This window comes from Limnohabitans sp. (assembly GCF_046052825.1).
Lineage (GTDB): Bacteria > Pseudomonadota > Gammaproteobacteria > Burkholderiales > Burkholderiaceae_C > Limnohabitans.
On record NZ_JAVLFP010000090.1, the window covers coordinates 21,470 to 33,359 of the forward strand.

Here is an 11,890-nt window from a genome sequence, read left to right on the forward strand (position 1 = left end):
AAAATGGCAGCAAAAGACGTAATTTTCGGCGGCGAAGCCCGCGCACGCATGGTTGAAGGCGTGAACATTTTGGCCAACGCGGTCAAAGTGACTTTGGGCCCTAAGGGTCGCAACGTGGTGCTCGAGCGCTCGTTCGGCGCCCCCACCGTGACCAAGGACGGTGTGTCCGTGGCCAAAGAAATCGAACTCAAAGACAAGTTGCAAAACATGGGCGCGCAGATGGTCAAGGAAGTTGCTTCCAAGACTTCTGACAACGCTGGCGACGGCACCACCACCGCCACCGTGCTGGCTCAAGCCATCGTGCGCGAAGGCATGAAGTACGTGGCCGCAGGCATGAACCCCATGGACCTCAAGCGCGGCATCGACAAAGCAGTGACGGCTTTGATCGAAGAACTCAAGAAGGCCACCAAGGCCACCACCACCAGCAAAGAAATCGCCCAAGTCGGTTCGATCTCTGCCAACAGCGACCACAGCATTGGTGAAATCATCGCCAACGCCATGGAAAAAGTGGGCAAAGAAGGCGTCATCACCGTGGAAGACGGCAAGTCGTTGAACAACGAACTCGACGTGGTGGAAGGCATGCAATTCGACCGCGGCTACCTGTCGCCCTACTTCATCAACAACCCTGAGAAGCAAGCTGCTTTGTTGGACAACCCCTTCGTGTTGTTGTTCGACAAGAAAATCAGCAACATCCGCGACTTGTTGCCCACCTTGGAAGCTGTGGCAAAAGCCGGCCGTCCTTTGTTGATCATTGCCGAAGAAGTCGAAGGCGAAGCCTTGGCAACTTTGGTGGTCAACACCATCCGTGGCATCTTGAAAGTTGTGGCTGTCAAGGCGCCTGGCTTTGGTGACCGTCGCAAAGCCATGTTGGAAGACATCGCCATCTTGACCGGCGGCAAAGTGATCGCTGAAGAAGTCGGCCTGACACTCGAAAAAGTGACCTTGGCAGATCTGGGCCAAGCCAAGCGCATCGAAGTGGGCAAAGAAAACACCATCATCATCGACGGTGCAGGTGCTGCTGCTGACATCGAAGCCCGCGTCAAACAAGTGCGCGTGCAAATCGAAGAAGCCACTTCTGACTACGACCGCGAAAAACTGCAAGAGCGCGTGGCCAAGTTGGCTGGCGGTGTTGCCGTGATCAAGGTTGGCGCTGCCACCGAAGTCGAAATGAAAGAGAAAAAAGCCCGCGTGGAAGACGCCCTGCACGCCACCCGCGCTGCTGTGGAAGAAGGCATCGTGGCTGGTGGTGGCGTGGCTCTGCTGCGTGCCCGTCAAGCTGCTGGCACCATCAAAGGTGACAACGCTGACCAAGACGCCGGCATCAAGCTGGTGTTGAAAGCCATCGAAGCGCCTCTGCGCGAGATCGTGTACAACGCCGGTGGCGAACCCTCCGTGGTCGTCAACGCGGTGTTGGCTGGCAAAGGCAACTACGGCTTCAACGCTGCCAACGACACCTATGGCGACATGATCGAAATGGGCATCTTGGACCCAACGAAAGTGACCCGCACTGCGCTGCAAAACGCAGCGTCTGTGGCCAGCTTGATGTTGACCACCGAGTGCATGGTGTCTGAAGCTCCGAAAGAAGAGTCTGGCGCTGGCGGCGGTATGCCTGACATGGGTGGGATGGGCGGCATGGGCGGCATGGGCATGTAATTGCTCCTTGCCTGAGGCGCCATACCGGCGTTGCAGGGGCTTGTCGTGGCGATGCCACTGCCTACGCCCCCGCGCCTTGGTCTGGCACCTCATGCTGCGTCGAAGTAGCTTCGGGTGCTTTGACACAACCCATCAAAAAACCTCGCAATTTTTGCGAGGTTTTTTTTCGCTTCTGCGTTGCGACACAATAGCCCGATGGACTCTCGGCACATCATTGCTCTGCTGCAACAGCGCCTACCTGCGCTGATGGCTGTGTACGCCTTTGGCAGTCGCATCAAAGACGAAGGGCGTCATGCCAACGCACAGAGCGATCTGGATTTGGCCGTCTTGGTGGAAGGCTATGCCGACCCTTTGCAACTCTTTGAATTGGCAGGTGCCGTGGCAGACCTGGCGCACTGCCATGTCGATCTTTTAGACATGCGCGCAAGCAGCACAGTCATGCAGCACCAAATTCTCACGCAGGGTGTGCGCTGGTGGGCCAAGGATGTACAGGCGGGACTTTTTGAAGCCGCGATGCTGAGTGAAAAAATTTACTTAGACCAAGCCCGACACGGACTGGTCCGTGACGTGGTGCAACGGGGCGCTGTCTATGGCCGATGACGTGTTGTTGAACAAAGCCGCCGCCATTGAGCGCTGCGTAGCACGTGCGCGCGAAGAATACGCAGCCGACCCTGACGGGTTTGCCAAAAACTTTACTCGGCAAGATGCCGCCATCCTGAACATCCAACGCGCCTGTGAGGCCGTGCTCGACATGGGGCAACACATCATTCGACGTGAATCGTTGGGTTTGCCGCAAAGCGCCAGAGATGTGTTCACGCTCTTGGCTCAGGCCAGTTGGGTGGATGAGGCCTTGGCCGAGTCGATGAAACGCATGGTTGGGTTTCGCAACGTCGCTGTGCACGAAGACCAAGCGCTGCAACTGCCGATCACGGTCAACATCATCACCCACCATCTGGATGAATTCACCGCCTTCACCCGACAGGTCCTGCTGAGAGATATCCCCAGCGATCAGCCTTGATGCATCAAGGCTTCGAGCTTGACGGCGTCGACACAAAACGCGCGAATGCCTTCGGCCAATTTTTCGGTGGCCATGGCGTCTTCGTTCAAGGCAAAGCGGAACGACGCTTCGCTGTGATGCACCTCAGGCAAGTCCATCTGCTGGGCGGCGTGAGGCTCTAGGGTGCGCACCAAGGGCTCGTTGGCGGCACTCAATTGCGTCAGCAACTCAGGCGCGATGGTGAGCAAGTCACACCCCGCCAAGGCGGTGATTTGGCCCACATTGCGAAAGCTCGCGCCCATCACCTCCGTGGCAATGCCATGGCGCTTGTAGTGGTTGTAAATCGCACGGACGGACTTCACGCCAGGATCATTGGCCGTGGCGTTGTCAGACTCGACCCAAGCCGCGCCAGCCGACTTTTTGTACCAGTCGTAAATGCGGCCCACAAAGGGAGAGATCAACTGCACCTTGGCGTCGCCACAGGCCACCGCTTGGTCAAACGAGAACAGCAAGGTCAGGTTGGTGCGAATGCCCTCGCGCTCCAACTCAGCTGCCGCCTGGATGCCTTCCCAAGTGGACGCAATCTTGATCAGCACACGTTCGCGCTTCACGCCTGCCGCCTCATACAAAGCCATGATGCGCCGGGCACGCGCGGTGGTGGCTGCGGTGTCAAAGCTCAGGCGGGCGTCCACCTCGGTCGACACGCGCCCGGGAATGGTGGCCAAGATTTCGCAACCAAAGCGCACCAGCAAGCGGTCAATCTGCACATCCATGGGCTCTTTGCCGTGCGCCGCCACGGTGTCTTTCAAGAGCGGCAGGTACTCGGGCTTTTGCACCGCCTTCAAAATCAGCGAAGGGTTGGTGGTGGCGTCTTGCGGCTGAAAAGCGCTCAACTGCTTGAAGTCGCCCGTGTCGGCCACCACGGTGGTGAATTGTTTGAGTGCGTTGAGTTGGTTCATGCCCAGAATTATCCATGCCGCACAACACAACCCTTGTATGCACCCAGGTCGCCATCACGGGCTACAGTGGCGCCATGAACACACACTCAACTCAGCAACGCGTTTTGGTTTTGGGCGGCTCCGGATTTGTGGGCCGCCATGTCTGCGAAGCACTCTCACGTTTGGGTTGGCGCATCACCGTGCCCACACGCCGCTTGCCGGCACGCAGCGTGCAAATGTTTCCTGGCGTGTCGGTGGTGCAAGCCAATGTGCATGAACCGCGCGAACTCAACGCCTTGGTGCGCGGCCACGACGCGGTGGTCAACCTGGTGGCCATCTTGCATGGCAACGAAGATACGTTTGAACGCGTGCATGTCACCCTGCCCACCCTGATCGCCAAAGCCTGCCAAGCGGCCAAGGTGGCGCGCTTGGTCCATATCAGCGCCTTGGGCGCCGATGTGCAAGGCCCCTCGATGTACTTGCGCAGCAAGGCCCGAGGCGAACTGGCCCTGATGTCGGCCGCCGAAAAATCAGGTTTGCAGTTGACGCTGCTGCGACCCAGCGTGATCTTTGGTGAGGACGACCAATTCATCAACCTGTTTGCCCGCTTGCAACACATCTTTCCTGTGATGCCCTTGGCTGGCAGCCATGCGCGTTTTCAACCCGTGTGGGTGCAAGACGTGGCGCGTGCCGTGGTGCATTGCCTGCAAGACGCACGCACCATCGGCCAGGGCTATGAGGCCTGCGGCCCTGAGGTCTTCACCCTGGCTGAGTTGGTGCAGTGTGCCGGCCGCTGGACGGGCCACCCGCGTCCCGTGCTCCCATTGCCCTACGCTGCGGGTTGGCTACAAGCCTTGCTGATGGAACTCGCGCCCGGACCCACCCTCATGAGCCGCGACAACTTGGCGTCCATGCAAGTCGACAACGTCGCCAGCGGTCGCCTGGATGGCCTAGAGGCTTTGGGCATCCCTCAGCCAAAGGCACTGGCCAGTGTGTTTCCTTCGGCGGCGCCATGAGACCCGCTTCAAGAAGATGTGTCCACGGCCCTGCTTTTGACACACCGCCTGTGACAACATCGTAGGCTCTTCACCACGGGGCGTTCTTCATGGCACTCACCCTCATCATTGGCAACAAAAACTACTCCTCATGGTCGATGCGACCTTGGGTGTTGATGACGCAAGCAGGCATTGCCTTCACCGAACAGCGTGTGCGCTTTGACAGCTTTGAACCTGACTCTGCGTTCAAGCACACCCTGCAAGCGGTCAGCCCCGTGGGCAAAGTCCCCGTGCTGGTGGACGACCAACTCACAGGCGGTCAACCCATTTGGGACACGCTGGCCATCTGCGAATACCTGGCCGAAACCTACCCAGCGCTGCACCTGTGGCCGGAAAACCGCATTGCACGCGCCCATGCGCGCAGCCTGTGTGCCGAAATGCACGCCGGTTTTGGCCACTTGCGCTCGCTGTGTCCCATGAACATCGAAGCCCATCTGCCCGACGTCGGCGCACGCTTGATGCACGAACATGTGGGGCTGCAACAAGACCTGCAACGCATCACAGACATGTGGCAAGACTTGCTACAAAGCGATGGAGGCCCCCTGCTGTTTGGCGAATTCAGCATCGCCGACGCCTACTTTGCGCCGGTCTGCATGCGCATCCGCACCTACGCGCTGCCTGTGCCCGCCGAGGTGCAGGCCTACATCGCACGCGTGGTGGCATTGCCCGGTGTGGCCGCGTGGATGCAGCAAGCCCTGGCCGAGCACGACTTTCGGGCCTTTGAAGAGCCCTACCGTCAAGCCTGAAGCGCAGCCCCGCCAGCGCGCGTTTTACACTCGCGCCATGAAAACATACTTGGTTGGCGGTGCCGTGCGCGATGCCCTGTTGGGGCACCCTGGGGCCGACCGCGACTGGGTGGTGGTGGGCAGCACACCCGAGGCTCTGGTGGCCCAGGGTTTCGAGCCAGTTGGGCGCGACTTTCCGGTCTTCTTGCACCCCACCACGCGCGAAGAACATGCCTTGGCACGCACCGAACGCAAAACCGCACGCGGCTACCGTGGCTTTGCCGTGCATGCCGCGCCCGAGGTGACGCTGGAAGAAGACCTGGCCCGCCGCGACCTCACCATCAACGCCATTGCCCAAGACCCCGACACAGGCGCGCTGACCGACCCGTTTGGTGGCCAACGCGATGTGCAAGCCAAGGTGCTGCGCCATGTGACCGATGCGTTTCGCGAAGACCCCGTGCGCATCTTGCGCTTGGCACGCTTTGCCGCGCGCTTTGCCGACTTTGCGGTGGCCCCCGAAACCTTGCAACTCATGCGTGAGATGGTGGACGAGGGCGAGGTAGACGCGCTGGTGAGCGAGCGCGTGTGGCAAGAACTCGCCCGTGGCCTGATGGCCGCGCGCCCCTCGCGCATGTTGCAGGTGCTGCGCCAGTGCGGGGCTTTGAAGCGCCTCTTGCCGGAGGTGGACCGCCTCTACGGCGTACCCCAACGCGCAGAACACCACCCCGAAATCGACACCGGCATTCACCTGGAAATGGTGCTCGACCAAAGCGCCTTGGCCCAAGCCCCACTCGACGTGCGCTTTGCCTGCTTGTGCCACGACTTGGGCAAAGGCACCACGCCAGCGGACGTCTTGCCACGCCACATCGGCCACGAGCAGCGCAGCGCCAAACTGCTGCTGGCCGTGTGCGAACGCTGGCGGGTGCCGGTGGAGTGCAAAGCCCTGGCCGAGGTGGTGGCGCGTGAGCACGGCAACATCCACCAAAGCCAGAGTTTGGGGGCGCAAGCGGTCTTGCGTTTGCTACAGCGCTGTGATGCGCTGCGTCGGCCCGAACGTTTTGCGCTGGCCTTGCAAGCGTGCGAGTGCGATGCCCGTGGGCGCTTGGGGCGCGAGCAGGACGACTACCCGCAGCGCGCACGTTTGACGGGTTTGCTGCAAGCGGCGTTGTCGGTGGACAGCGCGTCCGTCAGTGCACAGGCCTTGCAAGAGGGGCTGAGCGGCCCTGCTGTCGGTGCGCGTTTGGATGCTGCGCGTTTGAGCGCCATTTCGTTGGCGCTTTAGTTCTTTTCGTTCTTACTCTTGCTCTCTTGATCTCTTGCGATTGAAGTGAGACGCATCGAAGCGGCAAGAGCGGCAACCGCTCTGCTCCTACGCCGCTGCGCGGCTCAATGTCGCTGCCGCGGTCACCACCCTTGCCACTTCGGTGCTTGCCGCTCATGAAACAACGCCTCGCGTCAAACGTCGAGGGTTGTGCCTGCGTCAGCGACATCGAGCCGCGCCAAGCGGCGTAGCAGCAGAGCAGGTACAGCCCTCGGCGTTTGACACAGCAGAGAAGCCCGAATCAACACAGACCCACAGCAACAACACCCCGCGTCAAACGGTGAGGGTGTGCCTGCGTCAGCGACATTGAGCCGCGCCAAGCGGCGTAGGAGTAGAGCAGGTACAGCCCTCGGCGTTTGACACAGCAGAGAAGCCCGAATCAACACAGACCCACAGCAACAACACACCGCGTCAAACGGTGAGGGTGTGCCTGCGTCAGCGACATTGAGCCGCGCAGCGGCGTAGGAGCAGAGCAGGTACAGCCCTCGGCGTTTGACACCGAAGGGCAGTTCAAATCACCTTCGATATCAACGCACACACAACGCTGAGAATGATGGTCGACGTGAGCGGAATAAAAATCTCACGCCCAAAGAGGCGAAACCGAATGTCCCCCGGCAAGCGCCCAAAGCCGAGTTTTTGCAACCACGGCGTCACGCTGTTGATCAACAACAGCGCCAAAAACACCACCAACAGCCAACGGTACATACAAGGTCCTTAAAGCGTGTGGCTGCGGTCGCCCTGGGCAAAACCCATGGGCTCCCAAGGCTCGCCCGTGCCAAAAGCAATCACCTTGAACAGCTCGCCCATCTCGTGCTCGGTGATCAGCTTTTGCGCCATCGCCTTTTCAGACAAAGGCGCATCCACCAGCGGGGGCAACAAACCGCTGTTGATCAAAAAATGCGCTTGGCTGGTGTAGCCCAACACATGCAAGCCCGCGTCTTGCCCGGCCATGGCCACACCGGTGAAGTTCACGTGCGCCGTGATGTCTTTGGCCCCTACATCGTGCAGCGGGTCAGGGTCGGCCTTGTGCAACTGGTGGCACATCAAAGTGCCCATGTGACGTTGGGGGTGAAAGTACTCGTGCTCGGGAAACCCGTAGTCGATCAAAAACGCCGCACCGCCTTTGCCGCCTGCGGTCACGCTGGCGTTCATGCGGTCGGCCAGGGTGCGCACAAAGGCTTCGGCCTGGGTGTGAACCTCGGTCAGGTAATCGTGCGCGCCCTCTACCTCGCAAGGCGGGCACAGCTCGGTCACACGGTCTTGCCACTGCAAGGGCTGGGCCGCGTCACCCGTCCACACCACGCCGCGCTCGTGCCACACACCTTGGGTGCGCACCAGCAGCTGCACCGGCATGGCGTCGAGCACCTCGTTGCCCACCACCACGCCACTCAATTGCTCAGGCAAGGCGTCCGCCCAGTGCACCTTACCGGCATGCGCGTGCAGGCAAGCTTGCTGGCGGGCGCGCAGGCTGCCCGACAAATCGACGATGGTGTAGCGCTGCACAGCGTCGCCCAGAGTGTCGAGCAGTTGCAGCGCCAGCGCGCCGGAGCCCGCACCAAACTCCCACACTTCGTCGGTTCCCGTCACCGCCAGCGCCTCGCGCACCGCGTGGGACAGGGTGCGGCCAAACCAGGGCGACATTTCGGGGGCGGTCACAAAATCGCTGCCGCTCTTAGGCGTGGTGCCGAACTTGCGCAGGTCGTTGGCGTAGTAACCCAAGCCCGGCGCATACAGCGCCAGCGCCATGAAACGGTCAAAGCCCAGCCAACCGCCCGCCTTGGCAATGGCACGTTGAATCAGGGCATAGAGGGCGCGTTGCGCGGGGTCTTCAGAAAATTTGTGAGAATCCATGGTTCTACCGAATCTTGGCGCGCATCCTACCGCCTCACCACACACATGACCTCTTGGGCACTCATCACGGGCGGCAGCGTCCGTCTGGGCCGTGAAACCGGCTTGGCCTTCGCACGCGCGGGCTGGAACGTGGCGTGCCACTACAACCGCTCCGCCGACGCCGCTCAGGCCTTGTGTGACGAACTGCGGGCCATGGGCGTGCAAGCCCTGGCCGTGGCCGGAGAGCTGGAAGACGAAGCCAGCTGCCAACACATCTTTGACACCACCGTCGCCACCACCGGCACACAACTGCGCTGCATCGTCAACAACGCCTCTTTGTTTGTGCCCGACGAGGGCAGCGACTTTGACGAGGCCCAAGCCGTGGCCCAACTCAAAATCAACCTCATGGCACCCATGCGTTTTGGCAAGTGGTTGGCGGCTTTGCACGGCCATGGCGCAGCGCCAACCGGTGAGCCTCTGGCTCCCGCCAGCGCTTTGACGCCCAACACCGCAGATGCAAAGCCAAGCATTCAGCACAGCGCGCACCTTGCCTCACGCTTGGCCGCTCCGAGCGTGGTGCACGTGCTCGACCAAAAAGTGTTCAACCTCAACCCCGACTATTTTTCGTACACGCTGTCCAAGCTCGCGCTCGAGCGTGCAGTGAGTTTGCAAGCGCAGTCGCTGGCCCCCACCTTGCGCGTCAACGCGGTAGCACCTGGGTTGATGTACCTGAGCGGCCCCCAATCGCAAGACAACTTTGACCGCGCAGCCCAGGCCAACCTGCTGCGCCAACCCATTGCCCCAGCCGATGTCGCCCACACGGTGGTGTTTCTGGCCAACAACCCCAGCATCACCGGCACCACTGTGCGGGTGGACAACGGCCAACACTTGGTGCCGCTCGCGCGCGACATCATGTTTGTGGTCGAGGAACTTTTCAAACCATGAACGACACCTTACTGCTCACCTGCCGCCGCTTGTTTTTGCGCGGCCTGACCGTGCAAGCCCAGATTGGCGTGCACGACTTTGAACAACTCGCGCCGCAGCGCATCGTCATCGACGTGGACTTGTACGTGTCGTTCGAAGGCACCCGCCCCAAAGACGACCGCATCGACGAAGTGGTGGACTACGACTTTGTGCGTGCCGTGGTGCATGGCCGCATTGCCAAGGGCCACATCGGTTTGCAAGAAACCTTGTGCGACGACATCTTGAACCACCTGCTCGAACACACGGGCGTGTTGGCCGCCCGCGTGTCCACCCGCAAACCCGATGTCTACCCCGACTGCGAAGCCGTCGGCGTGGAGGCCTTTCGTGCCAAACCCGGAGTGCTGTGACCATGGCGCTCTCCAAAGGCACCCAAATCCTCACCCTCACCGGCTTGCGCTTTGATGCCAACCTAGGCATCTTGGAACACGAAAAAACCGATCCACAACCCATTCAGGTGGATGCCGAACTCAATCTCGGCACCCAACCCCTGATGCCACACGACGACGACATTGGCCACGTGCTCGACTACCGCAAGGTGCGCCAGATCATCATCACCGAATGCACCGCCGAACACGTCAACCTGCTGGAGAGCTTGATTGGCAAACTGGCCCACCGCCTGATGCAGTTGCCCGGCGTGCTGGGCGTGCGGGTGAAAATTGCCAAGCTCGAAATTTTTGACGACTGCGAAGTGGCGATCCGCATGGAAACAGGACAATGGAGCTAAGGGCGCCACACGCTTCCCGCCCTGCCCTCAACGCACGCACACCATGACCACCGCTACCAAAGACCCCCAACACATCAAGATCGAACACGAGACCCACAAGCTGGAAAAACGCTTGTGCCGTCAGGTGGGTCAAGCCATCGTCGACTACAACATGATCGAAGAGGGCGACAAGATCATGGTCTGCATGTCAGGCGGCAAAGACAGCTACGGCATGCTCGACATCTTGCTCAAGATGCAAGCGCGCGCGCCCATCCGCTTTGAGTTGATTGCCGTCAACCTGGACCAAAAGCAACCTGGTTTTCCGGCGGATGTGCTGCCCAAATACCTGACCGAAGTCGGCGTGCCGTTTCGCATTGAAACGCAAGACACCTACTCGATCGTGAAAGACAAAATTCCCGAAGGCAAAACCATGTGCAGCCTGTGCAGCCGTTTGCGCCGGGGCATTTTGTACCGCGTGGCGGGCGAGTTGGGCTGCAACAAAATTGCGCTGGGCCACCACCGCGATGACATTTTGCAAACCTTCTTTTTGAACATGTTCTTTGGCGGCAAGCTCAAAAGCATGCCGCCCAAACTGGTGAGCGACGGCGGCGACCACATGGTGATTCGCCCCATGGCCTATGTGAGCGAGAAAGACCTGGTGCGCTGGGCGGCACACCGCCAGTTCCCCATCATCCCTTGCACGCTGTGCGGCAGCCAAGACGGCTTGCAACGCCAGGTGGTGGGCGAGATGCTGCGCGAGTGGGAAAAGAAGTTTCCGGGTCGCATTGAAAACATGTTTGCCGCGCTGCAAAACGTGGTGCCCTCACACCTCCTAGACCACTCGAAGTTTGACTTCAAAGGCTTGGTGACCACGGGTGTAGCGTCGGATGACGGCGACAAGGCCTTTGACCATGAAGAGTTTGCAATGCCCAAATTGCCTGGATTGCAAGTGGTCACGCTGGCGGACTGACACGCCTTTGGGCTATGCGGCCAATCGATCGATTCGAGGACGCTTCAACTTGCCGGCTTGGTACAGGTCGTACTGCAATTGCATACCTGCCCACAACTCAGGACTGGTGCCGAAAGCTTCACCTAAACGATAGGCCATGTCTGCAGAAACACCCGACGAGCCTGTCACTAAGCGTGATAAGGTCACGCGATTGACGCCCAGCTTGACTGCGGCTTGTGTCACCGTGATATCGCCCAAATACTCCCGGAGAATTTCGCCAGGATGAGGCGGGTTGTGCATTCGAGTCATGTTGAACCTCAGTGGTAATCCCTGTAATCGACCAGCACGGCATCCACCCCGTCAAAATAGAACACCATGCGCCAGTTGCCGTTGACGGTAAGAGCCCAATGACCTTTCAGTTCACCCTTCAAAGGGTGCAGTGCCCAAGAAGGTGCCGAAAGATCTTCAGGTTTGACCGCTTGATCCAAAGCCGCAAGTTGCAAGCGCAACTTGGTCGCATGTGCGGCCTGTATTCCTGACTTGCTGCCAGTTTCAAAAAAGCGCTGCAGTCCTTTGTGACGAAAACTTTTGATCATTCGGATTTATTGTAGCGCGTGGCGCATCAAACGATAAAAAACTCTTGGGGATCCATTCACAGCGGCGAGACATTTTCAAATCGAGTTCAATCAAAAATAAGACTCACAAATGCGATGAGCCTCGCAGAAAAATTCTCTG

15 protein-coding genes are annotated in these 11,890 nt (G+C 59.8%); 10 read left to right on the top strand and 5 right to left on the bottom strand.

Annotated features, from left to right (window positions below; translation table 11 throughout):
• Window positions 1-3: 3 nt before the first annotated feature.
• The 3 genes from groL (at window position 4) to hepT (ending at window position 2,671) form a co-directional block, all read left to right on the top strand.
• Window positions 4-1,653 (top strand): chaperonin GroEL, encoded by a 1,650-nt coding sequence (gene groL, locus ACKWJN_RS14720; protein WP_408598128.1) that lies wholly within the window; start codon window positions 4-6, stop codon window positions 1,651-1,653.
• Between the two features lie 195 nt (window positions 1,654-1,848).
• Window positions 1,849-2,253, top strand: coding sequence for a type VII toxin-antitoxin system MntA family adenylyltransferase antitoxin (gene mntA / locus ACKWJN_RS14725; protein WP_408598130.1), 405 nt, complete (start codon window positions 1,849-1,851; stop codon window positions 2,251-2,253).
• A complete protein-coding gene (hepT, locus tag ACKWJN_RS14730; protein WP_408598132.1) occupies window positions 2,243-2,671 on the top strand; it encodes a type VII toxin-antitoxin system HepT family RNase toxin in 429 nt (142 codons plus the stop codon). The genes mntA and hepT overlap by 11 nt, the downstream gene beginning before the upstream one ends.
• On the opposite strand, the gene tal is transcribed toward hepT, so the two are convergent.
• Window positions 2,662-3,609: a transaldolase gene (gene tal, locus ACKWJN_RS14735; RefSeq protein WP_408598134.1), complete on the bottom strand. Its 948-nt coding sequence runs from the start codon at window positions 3,607-3,609 to the stop codon at window positions 2,662-2,664. The genes hepT and tal overlap by 10 nt on opposite strands.
• A gap of 74 nt (window positions 3,610-3,683) precedes the next feature.
• Here tal and ACKWJN_RS14740 point away from each other — a divergent pair, with 74 nt between their 5' ends.
• The 3 genes from ACKWJN_RS14740 (at window position 3,684) to ACKWJN_RS14750 (ending at window position 6,650) form a co-directional block, all read left to right on the top strand.
• On the top strand, window positions 3,684-4,604 hold the full coding sequence (locus ACKWJN_RS14740; protein ID WP_408598136.1) for a complex I NDUFA9 subunit family protein: 921 nt from the start codon (window positions 3,684-3,686) through the stop codon (window positions 4,602-4,604).
• A gap of 89 nt (window positions 4,605-4,693) precedes the next feature.
• Window positions 4,694-5,389: a glutathione S-transferase family protein gene (locus tag ACKWJN_RS14745; RefSeq protein WP_408598138.1), complete on the top strand. Its 696-nt coding sequence runs from the start codon at window positions 4,694-4,696 to the stop codon at window positions 5,387-5,389.
• Window positions 5,390-5,426: 37 nt separating this feature from the next.
• Window positions 5,427-6,650: a multifunctional CCA addition/repair protein gene (locus tag ACKWJN_RS14750; RefSeq protein ID WP_408598139.1), complete on the top strand. Its 1,224-nt coding sequence runs from the start codon at window positions 5,427-5,429 to the stop codon at window positions 6,648-6,650.
• A 549-nt stretch (window positions 6,651-7,199) separates the two neighbouring features.
• Here ACKWJN_RS14750 and ACKWJN_RS14755 read toward each other — a convergent pair.
• Both ACKWJN_RS14755 and ACKWJN_RS14760 read right to left on the bottom strand, forming a co-directional pair.
• Window positions 7,200-7,394, bottom strand: coding sequence for a DUF2905 domain-containing protein (locus ACKWJN_RS14755; protein ID WP_408598141.1), 195 nt, complete (start codon window positions 7,392-7,394; stop codon window positions 7,200-7,202).
• Window positions 7,395-7,403: 9 nt separating this feature from the next.
• Entirely contained in the window at window positions 7,404-8,540 is a 1,137-nt protein-coding gene (locus ACKWJN_RS14760; protein WP_408598142.1) for a class I SAM-dependent methyltransferase, read from the bottom strand.
• Window positions 8,541-8,585: 45 nt separating this feature from the next.
• On the opposite strand from ACKWJN_RS14760, the gene ACKWJN_RS14765 reads away from it, so the two are divergent.
• From ACKWJN_RS14765 to ttcA, 4 genes are read left to right on the top strand one after another with little or no spacing between them, the layout of a single operon-like run.
• Window positions 8,586-9,464, top strand: coding sequence for an SDR family oxidoreductase (locus ACKWJN_RS14765; RefSeq protein WP_408598143.1), 879 nt, complete (start codon window positions 8,586-8,588; stop codon window positions 9,462-9,464).
• Entirely contained in the window at window positions 9,461-9,850 is a 390-nt protein-coding gene (locus tag ACKWJN_RS14770; protein ID WP_408598145.1) for a dihydroneopterin aldolase, read from the top strand. Before ACKWJN_RS14765 ends, ACKWJN_RS14770 begins: the two co-directional genes overlap by 4 nt.
• 2 nt (window positions 9,851-9,852) lie before the next feature.
• Window positions 9,853-10,227, top strand: coding sequence for a dihydroneopterin aldolase (locus tag ACKWJN_RS14775; protein ID WP_408598147.1), 375 nt, complete (start codon window positions 9,853-9,855; stop codon window positions 10,225-10,227).
• A gap of 43 nt (window positions 10,228-10,270) precedes the next feature.
• Window positions 10,271-11,176, top strand: coding sequence for a tRNA 2-thiocytidine(32) synthetase TtcA (gene ttcA, locus ACKWJN_RS14780; RefSeq protein ID WP_408598149.1), 906 nt, complete (start codon window positions 10,271-10,273; stop codon window positions 11,174-11,176).
• A gap of 12 nt (window positions 11,177-11,188) precedes the next feature.
• Here ttcA and ACKWJN_RS14785 read toward each other — a convergent pair whose 3' ends face one another.
• Complete coding sequence (locus tag ACKWJN_RS14785; RefSeq protein WP_408598151.1) at window positions 11,189-11,464, bottom strand: HigA family addiction module antitoxin; 276 nt, start codon at window positions 11,462-11,464, stop codon at window positions 11,189-11,191.
• 8 nt (window positions 11,465-11,472) lie between these two features.
• Window positions 11,473-11,751: a type II toxin-antitoxin system RelE/ParE family toxin gene (locus ACKWJN_RS14790; RefSeq protein ID WP_408598153.1), complete on the bottom strand. Its 279-nt coding sequence runs from the start codon at window positions 11,749-11,751 to the stop codon at window positions 11,473-11,475.
• Window positions 11,752-11,890: the final 139 nt, after the last annotated feature.